Genomic DNA, 15,562 nt, shown 5'->3' on the forward strand with positions numbered 1-15,562 from the left:
CGTCCAAGCATAGTTAAGGCTCCACCATTCTGCCTTTGCCGTTTTGCGCTATTTGTTGCCGCAACGCATGCTCCAGTTCGTGCATGGCACGCTCCATGGCTTTGACGCAGTGCGCCACTTCCTCGGGGTGGAACGCAGTGTGGCAGGCGGTTTCGAGCGCCTCGCAGCTGTCGATCAATCGGCAGGCCTGGACGATGCGCGCGGCACCCTTGATTTTATGGGCAACGTCGATGAATGACTGTCGGCCTTGTGAAGGGGCCAAGGCTTGCAATTCTTGCCGGTCCAGGCGGTTGCTGTTCAGTAGCTCGGACAACAATCGCTGGTCCAGGATCGGATTGCCCCCCGTCAACAGGTGCAGACCTTCCAGGCTGAAGGCCGGATCGCGGACCGTCGGTGCCCGACCTTCGACCCATTGACTCAAGGCGGTCAGGCTGAGGGGTTTGAACAGGCAGTCGTCCATCCCGGCGTGTTTGCAGCGTTGAATTTCCTCCAGTTGTGCGTTGGCGGTGAATCCCAACACGGTGCATGGCCTGGCCTGGGTTTGTTGTTCGTGTTGGCGAATGGCGCGAGCCAGTTCGTATCCATTCATAAGGGGCATGTTGCAGTCGGCGATCACCAGGTCAAAAGCTCCATCCTTCCACGCTTGCAGCCCCGCCTCGCCATCCGGTGCGGCGCTGAAGCGATGCCCCAGGAACTCCAATTGCTGGCACATGAGCAAGCGGTTGGCGGGGTGATCGTCGACCACCAGGACGTTCAAAGCAGCTTGGGTGGTGTGGATCTGTGGGTCAGCGGTTTCGGGCGTCTCAATGGTCGGCAACGTTGCAAGGTGCAACGAGACCTGGACCTGCGTCCCGACACCGCTCTGGCTGCTCAACTGCAGGCTGCCGCCCATCATCTCGCACAGATTGCGACTGATCACCAGACCCAGTCCCGCACCGCCCCTGGCCGATTGCCCCGAGTCATTGGCTTGGGCGAAAGGCTCGAACAGACGCTGTTGATCCTGTTCGCTGATCCCGACCCCGCTGTCTTGAACCTGCAACTGCAGCAGAACCCTGTCGTCATCGGTGGGATGCAACTCGACCACAATCCTGACCTGACCCTGCTCGGTAAACTTGATGGCGTTGCTCACCAGGTTGGACAGCACCTGCTTGAAGCGCATCGGGTCCAGCAGGACGTCGCTTGGCGGGTTCACAGGATCGAAGTCCAGCAGCAGGACCAGATTTTTCTGGCGCGCCAGGCCGTCGAAGATCCGCACCACCGATATCACCGTTTCACTGAGGTTGACGCGTTCCGGGCTCAGGCTCAAACGCCCGGATTCGATCCGCGCAATATCAAGAATGTCCCCGATCAGCTCCAGCAATTCTTTGGCCGAGTGATAGGCGACCTCGATGGCCGGACGATCGCAGTGGTTGTGATCGATGCGCTTGAGGGTGAGCTCAAGCATGCCGATAATCGCGTTCATCGGTGTGCGGATCTCATGACTCATGGTGGCCAGAAAGGTACTTTTGGCGCGGCTGGCCTCATCTGCACGCTCTTTTGCAGCGCGCAGATCATCGAACAGTTGGCGTCGGTCGCTGATATCGATCCAGCCGCCGATAACGCCTTGAACCTCGCCGGTAGAGTCTCGGTAGGGAAGAATCCAATGATAAATCGTCAGCATGCGGTCACCGATGTGCAGTGGCCGGTCCAGAATCAGCGGTCTGCCTTCAGCTACGACGCGCTGGTAATCCGCTTGATACGCTTGCGCTTCGGAGGCGTTGCTCATGCTGCCCTGCATGACATTCTTGGCCATCACGTCTTCGCGTTTCACGCCAAACGTTTCCAGGTAACTGTCGTTGCAGCTTTGCAGCAGGCCTTGGCGATCACGCACGTAGATCGGATGAGGTGTGCCATTGACCAGCGATCGCATGAATTCGAGTTGATCGTTCAGCGCCAGTTCGGCGGCTTGGCGCTGACGGATCTGGCGACGCATGTAAGCATTCCAGGTGACGGAAATCAGTAGCAGCACACCGACGCCGATAACAATCTGATAGAACACTCGATGATAGTTGCGCCAGGTTTGCGAGACCGACGAGTATCCTCGCCAGCGGCTGTTGATAATGCCCAGTTCTTCCGGCGTGATGCTCAGCAGCGCCTTGTCGAGGATCGAGTTCAACTCGTTGGCGTCGTGCCTGGTCGCCAGGGAGAACGCGGCTTGCTGGGTGCCAATGGTGGTGCTGATCTGGAGGGTGTTTTCGAAGATTCTGGAGGAGATGAAATAGTTGGCGATCACCAATGAATTCACGGCACCTTCAGCCTGGCCCTCGGCAAGCATTTCCACGGCACTGAAGGCGTCCGGGGTTTCTATCAGATGGATACCGGGGAAGTCGCGACGAAGGTAATCCACCAGGGGATTGCCTTGGGCAATCGCCAGGCGTTTGCCTGACAGTTGCATCAGCGTGGTCGGGCTGCCGGCCGCCTTGCGAGTCAGCAGGACAACCGAATTTTCCAGATAGGGGCGGCTGAAGTTCAGCTCCGTTTCCCGTTGCGTGCTTGGCAGCAGGGCGGCGATGAGGTCGGCCCGATGGCTGCTGACCTGCTCGATCATCTCGTCATCGTTGCGGCTGCGATGGATCTCGAAGCGCAAACCGGTGCGCAACCTGATCAGCTCGAGCAAGTCTGCCGTAACGCCTCGAAAGTTGGCGTCGCTGTCGAAAAAAGTCAGCGGTGCGTACGCCTCGTTGACCACGACCCGCACCACAGGATGTAGCGCGAGCCAGCGCTCTTCGCGGTGGGTGAGTTGCAACTTCTGATCGGTGAGGAGGATGTCACTGCCGGCACTCCAGCGTTTGGCGATGTTTTCCCGTTCATTGGCGGGGATGGCTTTGAGTATCGCGTTGATGATCTCAAGCAGTTGCGGATTGTTTTTGTGCACGGCAAAGCTGAATCCATGGGCCTCGTGTTTACCGAAGTTGGCCATGCGGATGTTGTTCAGATAACCCTTGTTGATCATGTAGTGGGTTGAAATCGTATCGCCGAGAAACACATCGGCCTGGCCGAAAGCTACCGCGTTGATTGCATTCTGATAGGAGGGGTAGGCGGTGATGATCGCCTTGGGATACAAGGCTTTGACTTCTTCCAGCGGTAGATAGTGATACACCATGCTCAGCCGCAGCCCGGCAAGGCCATCGCTCAGGGATCGGGTCTCTCCTTCGCGTGTCACCAGAACCGGTTGATCCACGGCATAGGGCGTGGACAGCACAATATCGGCATTGCGAGCCTCAAAACCATTGGCACTTCCGAGCAGGTCGACTTCGCCCTTTTCCAGTGCCTCGATCGCATCTCCCCGGGACGCGTAGCGCTGAACCTTGACGGGTAACCCGGTGGTCTGGCCCAGGATGCCCGCGTAGTCGGCGGTAAAACCTTCGTAATCGCAACCACTGACGGTCAGGTCGAAAGGAGGGTAATCGGGGGCAGACGTGCCCAGAATCAATTCACGCTTGTTGTTGACCCATTGCTGTTGGGAATTATCCAGTTGGACTTCCATGTTCCTGATCATTGAGCGACTGAGCAAGGTGTAGGCCTCGCTGGTGGTCGGTGCGGCGGGCGCTGAAGTGCTCAGGCATAAACCCACCGTCATCAATAGTAAATAATCCTTTAAACGACTGGGCATCCGGTCTCTCACACTAATGCGTTGCGTTTTGCCATATCAATGAGTTCAACGAGCGATTTGGCTTTGAGTTTTTGCATAAGGCGTTTTTTGTAGGTGCTGACCGTCTTGTTGCTCAGGAACATGCCCTTGGCAATTTCCTTGTTGGTGCGGCCTTGGGCAAAAAGTTGCAACACCATGAGTTCCCGGTCGTTGACTGATTTGAATAACTCAAGGTCGGTATATCGAATGTCATCACTTCGAACTGGATTCAAGGCCTGGCTGGGGAAATAGTTGTAACCCGATAGTACCGCTTTGATTGCACTCACCAGTTCACTGAGGTCCTCTTGTTTGCAAACATACCCTGACGCGCCGGATTGCATGCAGCGAATACCGAAGAGTGTCGGGCATTGTGCTGTTAACACTAATGTTTTGAGGGGGGTACTCATGGCGTTGAATCGGGAGAGAACTTCCAGCCCATCCAGCTTGGGAATGCTGATGTCGAGAATGACCAGGTCGGGCATGCATTCACGCACCATCTGCATGGCGTCGACCCCATTGTCCGTTTCGCCGACAACTTTGTAACCTTCGTGTTCGAGCAACATTCGGACCGCAAGACGGATGACGGGGTGATCGTCGACAATAAAAACGGAGTTCATAATCAGATCCCATACGAGCTCAAATAAAGCGCGCACCTTAGCTCAGATAGTTGAGGGGACGCATGAACTGACTGGGCGATAGCAGCAATATAGGACAAATCCTACAAAGGAAGAAGAATGAGACTACGTATCAACTAGGTTATGCATGAGGACTAGTGAAAGTGTTGTAGGTTTGCTCGCGTAACTGAAGTGCTGAGTTAGTCGTTTTATAGTTGGCGGTTACTGCCTGTGTTTGTTGGTGTGGTTTTACAGTTAGGCCAAGGTCAACAAGTTTCTAAAGTCTGATTGTTTCAATGGCTTTATCAAGTAGCCCAATAACGGTAATCCGTGTTCAGAGGCCACTCTTTTAAGTTCGTCCAGCTCAATGGACGTCAGGCTACTCAACAGTATCGCTTGCCTGATCATTCCCCGCCGACTCGCCAGTTCGATCAACTCCAGGCCGGGCAGGTCAGGCAGGCATTGATCGCACAGGAGAATGTCGAAGGGTTGCGATGCATTGAACATCTGCTGCAAGGCGGATTCGGCGCTGTCAGTGGCGGTGAGTTGGGTGAAGCCGTAACTCTCAAGCAGATATTGGGTCGCCCTGAGCTGAAAGGGATGGTCTTCCACCAGCAGGATGCGCCAATCGTGTTTAAACATAGAATTTTTCATGCGGCATCTGTCGGGCAGAGAGGGCGCCCATTATTTCGCGATTCGCCTGCGCAATCGATCAGTCAGCTCTGCACAGGGTGTAGGGCAATTCGTCTGACGTTGAAGTGCGGGTGATTGTCGATCAGCCGTCGCCAGTCGGGACGGCTGATCGAAAGGTTTTCACCCGTGGCTGGCGCGACCGGTCATTTCCAGTGCCATTTCACTGGCATAGCTGTCGGTCATGCCGGCAATGAAATCGATCATTCTCAGGAACGAGTTGTGTAAAGGACCGTGAGGGTCGGGCGCATTGTTGCCCAGCAGGTCAAGGATGCGGCGGCTTTTAAAGGACGGCGTCCGCCCGTTGTGTTGTTCCAGTGCAGCACCACAGAACGCGTTGAGCAGGATTTCGAGCGTGGTGTAAGCGCCGATTTCATGCAGCGTCTTGCGCTTGTCCTGGAAGATTTTTTTGCGCGCCATGTCTTTGGCATTCAAGACGCAGCGTTTGGCCGGACCGTGCATGTGTTCCACCAGGTCGCCGGTCAGCGTGCCGGCCAGCAGCGCGTCCTGTTGCTCGACGAAAGCCCGGGCTGCGGCATTGGTCAGGTGCTCGATGGCTTTGCCCCGCAGGATTGCCAATTTGCGACGACGCGAATCCAGTGGTCCCAATTGGCGATAGGTTTGCGGAAGATCGTCGCCCACCAGATCAAGCAGCAGCGACTCGACCTCGGCGTACTCCAGCAGATCCATCTCCAGACCGTCCTCCAGATCGATCAGCGCGTAACAGATGTCATCGGCAGCTTCCATCAAGTACACCAGCGGATGTCGCGCCCAGCGTTGTTCCTCCAGTTGGGGGAGACCGAGTTTCTGAGCGATTTGCTCCAACAGTCCAAGTTCACTCTGATAGCAGCCGAATTTGTGCTTTTTGTAGCCCAGTGAGTCGGCATGTTTTGCCGTCCATGGGTACTTCAAGTAAGTGCCCAGGGTGGCGTAGGTCAGTCGGGTGCCGCCGTCGAACTGGTGGTATTCCAGCTGGGTGAGCACCCGAAAACCTTGGGCGTTGCCTTCGAAATTAAGGAAGTCGTCGCGTTCGACCTCGCTCATGGCGTCCAGCCAGCCCCGGCCTGCGGCCTGCTGGAACCAGTGACGAATCGCGTCTTCGCCGGAATGACCGAAGGGCGGATTGCCGATGTCGTGGGCAAGACAGGCCGATTGCACCACCATCCCCAGATCGCTCGGTTCGCACCAGTCAGGCAAGGCGCTGCGTATGGTTTCACCGACCCGCATGCCCAGGGATCGACCCACGCAACTGACTTCCAGTGAGTGGGTCAGGCGTGTGTGGATATGGTCGTTGCTGGAGACTGGATGAACCTGGGTCTTGCGCCCGAGGCGGCGAAAAGCCCCCGAGAAAATAATGCGGTCGTGGTCTTTGTGGAAAGGGCTGCGGCCAAGTTCTTCCGGGCTGTGCAGCGGCTTTCCGAGGCGTTCGCGGGTAAGCAGTGTTTGCCAATCCAAGGCTGGGCTCTCCGTCAGGTGACTGATGCTCTAGCTTCGGGGTTCCCGCCTGCGCCCGCAAGTGGAACTAGAGCCCGGCGGCGTCGATGTCGATGAGCAGAAGTCGCTCGCCGTTGTCAAAAAATTGCCCGGCGGTAAGGCAGTATTGATTACTGGTGGCATCGCGGTAGGTGCTTGAGAGTGTCAGGCGCCGCTCCTCCCAGCCCTCGGCCAGCAAGTGATAAAAGTAAGGACGCCATGACCAGTTGTGACCCAGGTAGCGGTTGTCGGCCTCCCAACCGTTGTTGCGCCATTCCAGGTTGGGCGTCAACTGCGTGCCATGACGGTCGCATTGATAGAAGCGCAACAGCCAGGGAAACGCGTCCAATTGTGGCAAGGCGCTCAGCGGTGCACGGGCCTGAGCCCAGACTTGCAGAATTGCCATCAATTCGCAGAGTTGCTGGCGCATGATATTCAGTCGGCTGCGTTCCCCCAGTTTCTGTTGAACATAGCGTTGGCGCAGTTGTGCGAAATGCTCGACGAAGGCGTTGGAAGAAAAAAAGTCCTCTTGGGCCCGGGCAAACAGAAAACCCTGCACGTAACGTGAGCCGCATTCGAGGGCAAAATTCAGTTGGGCCTCGGTTTCCACGCCTTCGGCGATGATCCAGCAACCGGTTTTCTCGGCCATTTGCGCCAGAGCCTTCACCACATCACTGCTGGGGCCGCCCAATGCAGCGGCCTGGAACAGTCGCATGTCGAGCTTGAGAATGTCCGGTTGCAGGGCCAATACGCGATCGAGCTGAGAGTAGCCGGCACCGAAGTCATCAATGGCAATCCGTGCGCCGGCCTGTCGATAGCGGGCCACCACGTCGGCCAGACGCTGAATGTCTCCCCCAAGCTCGGTGATTTCGAAGACGATGCGTTGCGGGTCGACATTGTGCCTGACCAGTTGCTTGAGGCTCGGTAACGCCTGATTCGGCCGCAATCGGTTAATCCATCGGGGGGAGATGTTCAGGCTCAGAAACCAGTCCGCCGGCGCTTCATGCAGGCGGCTCAGCGCGCTGTCGCGAATCTGGCGATCAAGACGACGCAGGGCAACGGCGGGCGTTCGCGAGTCTGCGAACAGAGGGCCTACCGAGGCGAGTTGACCGTCGGGTTGTCGAAGTCGACCCAGCGCTTCCACACCCGCGATACGGCCAGTGGCGGTATGAATGAACGGCTGAAAGCAGGCGAGCGGTTGCCCGTCGATCACGAGGCCTCCTTAGTAAGGTCTTGTTTTTGGATAAACCTGCTCACCGGGTAGGCACACAGGATTGAACCTCTCGATAAAGAGGTTAATCCCGGTGGTATTGCAAGAATGCAGCCAGATGAAGACTGTTCAGTCTTTGCGAGAAGAGTTTTGCAGGACCAGCTTGATCAATGGCCCCAGCGAGGTGCCCAGGCGTACCAGTCGAGTCAGGCTGCTGACACCACCGCTCTTGGCACCTTTGCCGGTCAGAAACCCGAGCAATGTCACGGCAGCCATACCCCACAGCGGGGCGTGCTTGATGCCGAAGCCATCCTGCAGGTTTTGTGTCATCCCGCGTACTCGCTGCAAGGGCAGCAGCAGTTGCGCCGATTCGTGGCGAATTTCCTGGCGATGCATTTCCATGCGCAGGCGAATCAGCGCCTTGCGCATTTCGGTGCGAGAGCTGTTATGGGGAAGTTCAGGCAGGCTCATGGCAGCAGGCGCTCCCGATCATTGGCCAATTCTTCCAGGGTGCCGTGGAAGGGTGATGACTCATCGAAAATGGCTGCCTTCAGGCGCATGGCACAGAAGATCGCCGCGAGCGTATAGAACACGCAGAGCCCGATGATCGCCGGCAAGCGATAAGTGTCCCAAAACAGGATCAACACCAGCGTCGACAACCCCACCAGCAACAGCAAGGCAAAGACCAGCGCCAGGCCTGCGAACAGCAGCAGGCTTACGGTGCGCGCTTTTTGTTCCTGCAACTCGATGCCGAACAGTTCGACATGGCTGTGCAGCAGTCCAAGGAAAGCGGCACCCAAGCGCCGCGATGAAGAGCTTGTGCCCGTCGCGGACGAGCCGGATTCACCGATAGACATAATTAGCGCCGGGTAGCCAGCAGGCCAATCAGGAAGCCGACGCCCGCTGCGATCCCGACCGATTGCCATGGATTGGTCTGAACATAGTCTTCGGCGGCGGTGACGGCTGCCTGGCCGCGTTCGCGCAAGGAATCTTCAGTCAGCTTCAGGGTTTCGCGGGCACGCAGGAGGCTGTCGTGGATATGGCTGCGCAACTCATCGGCCTGATCGCCAGCGAGGGTGGCGGTGTGCTCCAGCAACCGTTCGGTGTCACTGACCAGTGTCTGAAAATCGTTCATCAGGATTTCTTGAGCAGTCTTTGCTTTGATGCTGGCCATTGATGATCTCCGTAAGTGGCTTCTGAAACGTTCGAGTATGAGCCCAGTGTGAAGGTTCAGTGCAAATGAGTGGTACAACTTTTGCTATGTGATGGTGCGTTAACCCATGCCGCTGCGCTGTTGCCGGGCATGATTTCAGCAAAACCCTAACGCCAACAAACAAAACTCGCGTGAAGGTGACGACCTTGTGCGCCAAAGCGGTTCATCGCGACCAGGCATTGATCATGGCGAGCCGCAACTTGGTGCACGGACGACTCTGCGCGAACCGCTTTGGTGCTTTTTTAGCCTTCAGGTCTGCCAACTCCATGGAAAATCTGCAAAGCGCTGTGGACAGTCTGGTCCATAGCTCCAATACGTTGTTCATCCTTATCGGCGCGGTCATGGTGCTGGCCATGCACGCCGGTTTCGCCTTTCTTGAAGTCGGCACGGTTCGTCAGAAAAACCAGGTCAATGCGTTGTCGAAGATCCTCAGCGACTTTGCCATTTCGACCCTGGCTTACTTCTTTATAGGCTATTGGATTTCCTATGGGGTCACCTTCCTGCAGCCGGCGGCGGTCATTAATGCCGATCATGGCTACGCACTGGTGAAGTTTTTCTTTCTGCTGACCTTTGCCGCCGCCATTCCCGCGATTATTTCCGGGGGCATTGCCGAGCGTGCCAGGTTCGTCCCGCAGCTGTGTGCCACGGCGCTGATCGTGGCATTCATCTATCCATTTTTCGAGGGCATGGTGTGGAATGGCAATTTCGGGTTGCAAGCCTGGTTGCTGGCGCGTTTTGGCGCCAGCTTCCATGATTTCGCAGGTTCTGTAGTCGTCCATGCCATGGGCGGCTGGCTGGCGCTCGCGGCCGTGTTGTTGCTCGGGCCACGGCAAGGGCGTTATCGCGAAGGGCGGCTGGTGGCGTTTGCTCCGTCGAGTATTCCCTTTCTCGCTCTGGGTTCGTGGATTCTGATTGTCGGCTGGTTCGGCTTCAACGTCATGAGTGCCCAGACACTGCAAGGCGTCAGCGGGTTGGTGGCGGTCAATTCGTTGATGGCCATGGTCGGCGGCACGATGGCGGCGTTGATCGTCGGGCGCAATGACCCAGGTTTTTTGCACAACGGTCCATTGGCCGGGTTGGTGGCGATCTGTGCCGGTTCGGACCTGATGCACCCGGTAGGCGCGCTGCTGACGGGCATCATCGCAGGGGCGCTGTTTGTCTGGTGCTTCACCGCAGCTCAAGTCAAATGGCGTATCGATGATGTGCTGGGGGTCTGGCCTTTGCATGGATTGTGCGGTGTCTGGGGCGGGATCGCTTGTGGCATTTTTGGTCAGAGCGCGTTGGGTGGTTTGGGAGGCGTGAGCCTGGTCAGCCAATTGATCGGCACCGCTCTGGGGATCATCGTGGCGTTGGCCGGCGGATTTACGGTGTATGGAGTGATCAAGGCGTTCCATGGCCTGCGCCTTAGCCAGGAAGAGGAGTATTACGGCGCGGACTTGTCGGTGCACAAGATCGGTGCCGTAAGCCAGGACTGACTCACTGTTCTTCATCGTCGTCTGCCCCAGGATAAAAGCCGTGCAGCAGGCGATAACGATCATGGCGTATCTGGTCCGCCCGTTCCTGGACCTGGTGGGCGGGCAACCCCAGCATGATCAATGCGTGGGAGGCGAGCATCAGGCTCGACTCCAGCAACTCAGGGACGACTTCATTGGCGCCGGCGGCTTTCAACTCGGTCAGCTGGCTGTCGTCCCGAGTGCGTACCAGGATCGGAATCGTCGAGTTCAATCGGCGCGCCTCCTCCAGAATCAGCAGCGCTATGTCGCTCTGGTCCACGGCGATCACCAGCAGTTTTGCGCGTGCCAGGCCTACAGCGAGCAGCAGTTCACCGCGACGTGAATCCCCGTAATGGACGCAGGTTTCATTGGTGGCGGCTTCCTGGACACGCACCGGGTCGGTGTCCAGCGCAACGTAGGGTTGCATCGCGTTGCTTAGGGCTCGGCCGATCGACTGACCGACGCGACCATAGCCGCAAATCACCACATGGTTGTGCAAGTCGGCATTGAGCGCGCTGATTTGCGCCAGTTTTGCTTCTTCGTTCGGTTTGCGATGCAGGCGTGTCGCGAGGCGGGGGGCGGCGCGCAGCAGTAATGGAGTGATCAGCATCGAGCAGAATGTCGCGGCCAGTAAAAGACCGCCGAAATCGGCAGGCATCATTTTGTTTACCTGCATTTGTGCCATCAGCGCAAAGCAGAACTCGCCGCCCTGAGCCAACGCCAGACCACTGCGCCAGGCGGTTTCGCCATCGCTGCCGCGCCATTTGACCAGCAACGCAACCACCGTGCCCTTGATCACCAGCAACCCGAGTGTCAGTCCAAGGATCGCCAGGCCGTGACTGGCAAACAACTGCAAGTCGATCAACATGCCGATACTGACGAAAAACACTCCGAGGAGAATGTCGCGGAATGGCCGGATATCGGCCTCGATCTGATGCCGATAGTGGCTTTCCCCCAGCAGCATGCCGGCCAGAAATGCGCCCAGGGCCGGGGAGAGACCGAGCAAGTGAGTCAGCCAGGCAGTGAGTAATACGATGACCAGCGCCAGCAGTACAAAAAGTTCGGGAGAGCGGGCGGCGGCGACTTCATGAAACAGGCGAGGCAGCAACCAGCGGCTGGCCAGCAGCAGGCCGATAAACAGCACAATCGTCTTGCCCAGTGTCAGGGGCAAGGCCCAGTACCAGGCCTGATCGCTGTTGCCAGCGAACACCGGTACCAAGGTCAGCAATAACACCGCGACCACATCCTGGAACAGCAGCACGGCGATGGCATTCTGGCCATGGCTGCTGAAAATCTCGCCGAGGCTGCTTAACTCTTTGCTGACAATGGCTGTTGAGGACAGTGAAAGACCGGCACCCAGTAACAGGGCAGGGGTGGTCGGCATGCCAAGCGATATCAGCAAGGCGCCCAGCACCGCCCCCGTACCGAGCACTTGCAGGCTGCCCAGACCAAACACGACTCGGCGCAGCGCGATCATTTTCGACAGGGAAAACTCCAGCCCGAGGGAGAACAACAGGAACACCACGCCCAGTTCGGCAAGGTCGGGCAACTCTTCGCTTTCATTCACCCAGTTGAACGCCGTCGGCCCGATCATCAGTCCCACGCACAGATAGCCGAGCACCGGTGGCAACCGCAGGCGCTGGAACAGTGCAATTACCACCAAGGAGGAGGCGAAGATGATCAACAGGTTGGCGAACACAAAAAACTCCGGTGCTGGGTTCTGGCTATTCAAGCGTAGAAGTAAAAGAAACCAGAGCATCGCGTAAATGACATTTACCCTGACTGATATGAATCAGGGTTTTGCCGGCGTCATGGCGATTTTTGCGCCAAGGCCAGAAAATTCAATGGCTCGACGGCTTTTGGGGGCAGGCCTAGAATAGTCACTTAATTTTTTAGGGTGAGCGCTCATGCTTCCTGAATGTCAGCTGTTCGGCACGCTTGGGTGCCATCTCTGTGAAGTCGCCGAAGCCGAACTGATGCCGTTTGTCGAACATGGTCTGCTGGTTGAATTGGTGGATATCGCTGAAAGCGAAAGCTGGTTTGAAGCTTACAGCTTGCGTATACCGGTGTTGCGTCGGGTCGATACCGGGGCTGAATTGGGCTGGCCATTCAGTGCCGATGAGGTGGTAGCGTTCCTGAGTTAAGTGGTTTTTGCGACCTCACTGACCCGTCTGTCGAACTTTGCGATGGATCCCCTTGGCTTAATCGGTCCTCTTCGGATACTGTATGCGCATACAGCTATTCGTTTGTCTGACGGCGACTCCTGGTTTTCTGGGGGGAGAGTCGGTTCGGGGCATGAGAGGGATTTATCGTGGTCAATGTCGAGCAATTGAAAAACAGCGTGAACAAGATGTCGGTCGATGTTGTACGCGAGGCTGTCCTCGAGTTGCGTCTGGACGGCCTGGTCACGGAAGGAAAAACCCCGTTCAACAAGCTGCATTTCAATACCTGTTTCGCCGAAATCGAGGCGTTGTTCCAGCGCGCCGGTTATCACCGGCAGCTGGATGTCGTGGGTTATCAGGGGTTGTTGTATGCGCTTTATGACCCCGGTCGCTGGGAAGCGGTTGATGTGCTGCGCTGGCTCAAGGAATTCACTGAGGCGGCAGCGCGTACGCAGATACCGGCGTGAGGATTCTCTTCTAGGTGTGATTCGGCCAGTGCGGGATAATGCCGTCCTGCATTAAGGGTCAGAGCTTTCGTATGTCCACTTCATCTTTTTCTGCTGCACACCATCAGGCCAGCACGCTTTATTTGCCGCCGGGGCCGTGGCAGACCGTCCTCGATTGTTTGTGCGAACATTTCAGTGCAATCGATCGTGAACAATGGCTGGACCGAATTGCACGCGGCCGCGTGCTTGACGCGCACGGGATGCCGATCGCACTTGATCTGCGTTACAAGGAAGGCCTGCGCATTCACTATTTTCGTGAGGTCCCGGACGAAAAAGAGATTCCGGTGGTGGAGTCGATCCTGTACGCCGACGAACACCTGGTGGTGGCGGACAAACCGCATTTTCTGCCAGTGACTCCGGCTGGCGAGTATGTAGAGCAGACATTGTTGCGACGGCTGATCCGTCGACTGGATAACCCGGATCTGGTGCCTTTGCACCGCATTGACCGGCATACTGCGGGGTTGGTGCTGTTTTCAGCGAACCCTCGGAGCCGTTCGGCTTACCAGTCATTGTTTCCTACACGACAAATCGAAAAACGCTACGAAGCGATCGCCCGGGCATTACCTGAGCTTTCGTTTCCACTGGTTCATAAAAGTCGGATGATCGATGGCGAGCCGTTCTTTCGCATGCAGGAAGGTCCGGGCATCAGCAATACCGAGACGGCCGTCGAGGTCAGGGAGAGGAACGGTGACCTCTGGCGCTATGGGCTTTATCCCGTGACCGGCAAGAAACATCAGTTGCGGGTGCACATGACCTCGCTGGGCGCCAGTATCTGCAACGATCCGTTCTATCCACAGGTGCTCAAGGATATTGAGGACGACTACGCCAATCCCTTGAAATTGCTGGCACAGGGTTTACGGTTTTTGGACCCGGTCACCGGGCTTGAGCGTGAATTCGAAAGCGCCATTACCCTGCAATGGTGATCGCAGTCCTTCAGGCACGAAAAAGCCCGCATCAAGCGGGCTTTTTCGTATCCGGTAATGCCGTAAAGATTACAACTCTTTGACGGTACGGACCTGATCCTTGTTGATGCGAGTGCGTTTGCCATCGAGTTGTTCGAACTCGTAGAAACCTGACTTCTCATCGTATTTTGGCGCGTCGACAGCCTGGATTTCGCGACCATCATTCAAGGTGATCACTGTAGGCGAAGCGCAACCGGCGAGGGTCGCGAGGCCCAAGGCGAGCATGAAAGAGGCGAGGGTCCGTTGAGTCATGAGAGTGTCTCCGAATATGAATTCTTTTGGTTACTGAGCTTGAGACGTATGCATCGTGCGCAAGTTCCTTCTTGCGTCAGTCTGACACAGTGTTGTGTGAGCTTAATAGCTCCGGTGTATTGAGGTTGGCCAGGCGAGGGTCATTCTCGGGGCATTGCAGGGCTGTAGCACCCAGGTTGCGCATGATCCGCCCCGGACTGCGTTCACCCTCATTCCACGCCTTTTCGAAATCCACCAAGAGTGCCGTCGGGATAATGCAAAGCAAGGGTTCCCAGTGCTCGCCATGCCGCAGCATCAATGGTTTATCCGGATGCTGGCGGGCGGTTTCGCGCATGTCACGGAGCAGGGCGGCATCAATGCGTGGTACGTCGCAGGGCAACACCAGTAAAAAACCATGACGAGCAGCCTTGAGGCCGGCGCGAATACCCGCCAGTGGGCCCGGGAAATCACCTTCGTCGTCATGGACCAACTGGTCGGCGTAAGGCGCGTATTTGTCCAGGTTCCTGTTACAGGAGATGATCAGGTCATCGCTTAGCTCACGGGTTTTGCGATGCAGATGCGCGATCAGCGGCTCGCCATGCCATTGCAGCAGCCCTTTGTCCTGACCACCCATGCGTTGGCCTCGTCCCCCCGCCAGGAGCAGAATGGAGCAGGGCGGCAAATCTGTATTCGGGGTCATGGCAGGTCTCCATGGGGGCGTCGAAAAAATGAGGCGCTGTGATATAACACCGGGCTGTTTATCCTACAACTGGACGAGCCTATGAAAGCCAAGGCTGATGTACCTTTCGCGCCGCTCAATATCGCGGTGTTGACGGTCAGCGATACCCGTACCCTGGAAACCGATACCTCAGGACAGGTCTTTGTCGACCGCTTGAGCGCTGCCGGGCATTACCTGGCCGCTCGGGTTTTGCTTAAAGATGACCTCTACAAAATTCGTGCACAAGTCGCCAACTGGATTGCCGACGATGTCGTGCAAGTGGTGTTGATCACCGGTGGCACCGGGTTTACCGGTCGCGACAGCACACCGGAAGCAGTGAGTTGCCTTCTGGACAAGCAGGTCGATGGTTTCGGCGAGTTGTTCCGGCAGATTTCGGTAGCAGACATCGGCACTTCGACCGTTCAATCCCGAGCCTTGGCGGGGTTGGCCAATGGCACGCTGGTCTGCTGTTTGCCAGGTTCGACGAACGCGGTGCGCACCGGCTGGGACGGCATTCTTGCCGAGCAGCTGGATTCGCGGCACCGCCCCTGCAATTTCGTGGCTCATCTGAAACAGGCGGCACCCTGTGAATCCCGCGGGTAAGCCAGGTAAAACCGGCA

The 15,562-nt window shown here is 57.0% G+C and carries 16 protein-coding genes; 5 read left to right on the plus strand and 11 right to left on the minus strand.

From position 1 onward, the window contains the following. Window positions 1-13: 13 nt before the first annotated feature. The 8 genes from QRN31_RS05135 to QRN31_RS05170 form a co-directional block, all read right to left on the minus strand. Entirely contained in the window at window positions 14-3,652 is a 3,639-nt protein-coding gene (locus QRN31_RS05135; RefSeq protein ID WP_285430586.1) for a transporter substrate-binding domain-containing protein, read from the minus strand. An 8-nt stretch (window positions 3,653-3,660) separates the two neighbouring features. Beyond that, window positions 3,661-4,287, minus strand: coding sequence for a response regulator transcription factor (locus tag QRN31_RS05140; RefSeq protein WP_285430588.1), 627 nt, complete (start codon window positions 4,285-4,287; stop codon window positions 3,661-3,663). Between the two features lie 252 nt (window positions 4,288-4,539). Then, window positions 4,540-4,938, minus strand: coding sequence for a response regulator (locus QRN31_RS05145; RefSeq protein ID WP_502942446.1), 399 nt, complete (start codon window positions 4,936-4,938; stop codon window positions 4,540-4,542). A gap of 159 nt (window positions 4,939-5,097) precedes the next feature. Further along, window positions 5,098-6,429, minus strand: coding sequence for a deoxyguanosinetriphosphate triphosphohydrolase (locus tag QRN31_RS05150; protein WP_285430592.1), 1,332 nt, complete (start codon window positions 6,427-6,429; stop codon window positions 5,098-5,100). A gap of 67 nt (window positions 6,430-6,496) precedes the next feature. Next, entirely contained in the window at window positions 6,497-7,660 is a 1,164-nt protein-coding gene (locus QRN31_RS05155; RefSeq protein ID WP_285430594.1) for an EAL domain-containing protein, read from the minus strand. A 126-nt stretch (window positions 7,661-7,786) separates the two neighbouring features. After that, window positions 7,787-8,128 carry a hypothetical protein gene (locus QRN31_RS05160; protein WP_285430596.1) on the minus strand — a complete coding sequence of 114 codons (342 nt, stop codon included), beginning with the start codon at window positions 8,126-8,128 and terminating at the stop codon, window positions 7,787-7,789. After that, on the minus strand, window positions 8,125-8,514 hold the full coding sequence (locus tag QRN31_RS05165) for a phage holin family protein (RefSeq protein WP_208669295.1): 390 nt from the start codon (window positions 8,512-8,514) through the stop codon (window positions 8,125-8,127). Before QRN31_RS05165 ends, QRN31_RS05160 begins: the two co-directional genes overlap by 4 nt. A gap of 2 nt (window positions 8,515-8,516) precedes the next feature. Next, window positions 8,517-8,831, minus strand: coding sequence for an ElaB/YgaM/YqjD family protein (locus QRN31_RS05170; RefSeq protein WP_285430598.1), 315 nt, complete (start codon window positions 8,829-8,831; stop codon window positions 8,517-8,519). A gap of 305 nt (window positions 8,832-9,136) precedes the next feature. On the opposite strand from QRN31_RS05170, the gene QRN31_RS05175 reads away from it, so the two are divergent. Continuing rightward, window positions 9,137-10,345 carry an ammonium transporter gene (locus tag QRN31_RS05175; RefSeq protein WP_285430600.1) on the plus strand — a complete coding sequence of 403 codons (1,209 nt, stop codon included), beginning with the start codon at window positions 9,137-9,139 and terminating at the stop codon, window positions 10,343-10,345. Between the two features lies 1 nt (window position 10,346). Here QRN31_RS05175 and QRN31_RS05180 read toward each other — a convergent pair whose 3' ends face one another. Further along, a complete protein-coding gene (locus QRN31_RS05180; RefSeq protein ID WP_285430602.1) occupies window positions 10,347-12,062 on the minus strand; it encodes a cation:proton antiporter in 1,716 nt (571 codons plus the stop codon). A gap of 208 nt (window positions 12,063-12,270) precedes the next feature. On the opposite strand from QRN31_RS05180, the gene QRN31_RS05185 reads away from it, so the two are divergent. From QRN31_RS05185 to QRN31_RS05195, 3 genes are all read left to right on the plus strand, one after another. Then, entirely contained in the window at window positions 12,271-12,507 is a 237-nt protein-coding gene (locus QRN31_RS05185) for a glutaredoxin family protein (RefSeq protein ID WP_285430605.1), read from the plus strand. 167 nt (window positions 12,508-12,674) lie between these two features. Then, window positions 12,675-12,992 (plus strand): transcriptional regulator, encoded by a 318-nt coding sequence (locus tag QRN31_RS05190; protein ID WP_208669291.1) that lies wholly within the window; start codon window positions 12,675-12,677, stop codon window positions 12,990-12,992. A 71-nt stretch (window positions 12,993-13,063) separates the two neighbouring features. Further along, complete coding sequence (locus tag QRN31_RS05195) at window positions 13,064-13,954, plus strand: pseudouridine synthase (RefSeq protein WP_285430607.1); 891 nt, start codon at window positions 13,064-13,066, stop codon at window positions 13,952-13,954. Between the two features lie 69 nt (window positions 13,955-14,023). Here QRN31_RS05195 and QRN31_RS05200 read toward each other — a convergent pair whose 3' ends face one another. Then, window positions 14,024-14,245, minus strand: coding sequence for a YgdI/YgdR family lipoprotein (locus QRN31_RS05200; RefSeq protein ID WP_222587844.1), 222 nt, complete (start codon window positions 14,243-14,245; stop codon window positions 14,024-14,026). 76 nt (window positions 14,246-14,321) lie between these two features. Further along, complete coding sequence (mobA, locus tag QRN31_RS05205) at window positions 14,322-14,924, minus strand: molybdenum cofactor guanylyltransferase MobA (RefSeq protein WP_285430610.1); 603 nt, start codon at window positions 14,922-14,924, stop codon at window positions 14,322-14,324. Window positions 14,925-15,005: 81 nt separating this feature from the next. Between mobA and moaB the strand changes: the two genes are divergently transcribed. After that, the gene (gene moaB / locus QRN31_RS05210) at window positions 15,006-15,545 is read left to right on the plus strand and encodes a molybdenum cofactor biosynthesis protein B (RefSeq protein ID WP_285430612.1); all 540 of its coding nucleotides are present in this window, start codon (window positions 15,006-15,008) and stop codon (window positions 15,543-15,545) included. The last annotated feature ends 17 nt before the right edge of the window (window positions 15,546-15,562 follow it).

It is taken from the genome of Pseudomonas sp. fls2-241-R2A-110, assembly GCF_030209165.1.
In the GTDB taxonomy this organism is placed as follows: domain Bacteria; phylum Pseudomonadota; class Gammaproteobacteria; order Pseudomonadales; family Pseudomonadaceae; genus Aquipseudomonas.

Coding starts and splice junctions, on each gene's coding strand:
- QRN31_RS05135 (WP_285430586.1), bottom strand. CDS start 3,652: ATGCCCAGTCGTTTAAAGGATTATTTACTATTGATGACGGTGGGTTTA.
- QRN31_RS05175 (WP_285430600.1), top strand. CDS start 9,137: ATGGAAAATCTGCAAAGCGCTGTGGACAGTCTGGTCCATAGCTCCAAT.
- QRN31_RS05170 (WP_285430598.1), bottom strand. CDS start 8,831: ATGGCCAGCATCAAAGCAAAGACTGCTCAAGAAATCCTGATGAACGAT.
- QRN31_RS05195 (WP_285430607.1), top strand. CDS start 13,064: ATGTCCACTTCATCTTTTTCTGCTGCACACCATCAGGCCAGCACGCTT.
- mobA (WP_285430610.1), bottom strand. CDS start 14,924: ATGACCCCGAATACAGATTTGCCGCCCTGCTCCATTCTGCTCCTGGCG.
- QRN31_RS05160 (WP_285430596.1), bottom strand. CDS start 8,128: ATGAGCCTGCCTGAACTTCCCCATAACAGCTCTCGCACCGAAATGCGC.
- QRN31_RS05165 (WP_208669295.1), bottom strand. CDS start 8,514: ATGTCTATCGGTGAATCCGGCTCGTCCGCGACGGGCACAAGCTCTTCA.
- QRN31_RS05140 (WP_285430588.1), bottom strand. CDS start 4,287: ATGAACTCCGTTTTTATTGTCGACGATCACCCCGTCATCCGTCTTGCG.
- QRN31_RS05185 (WP_285430605.1), top strand. CDS start 12,271: ATGCTTCCTGAATGTCAGCTGTTCGGCACGCTTGGGTGCCATCTCTGT.
- moaB (WP_285430612.1), top strand. CDS start 15,006: ATGAAAGCCAAGGCTGATGTACCTTTCGCGCCGCTCAATATCGCGGTG.
- QRN31_RS05200 (WP_222587844.1), bottom strand. CDS start 14,245: ATGACTCAACGGACCCTCGCCTCTTTCATGCTCGCCTTGGGCCTCGCG.
- QRN31_RS05145 (WP_502942446.1), bottom strand. CDS start 4,938: ATGAAAAATTCTATGTTTAAACACGATTGGCGCATCCTGCTGGTGGAA.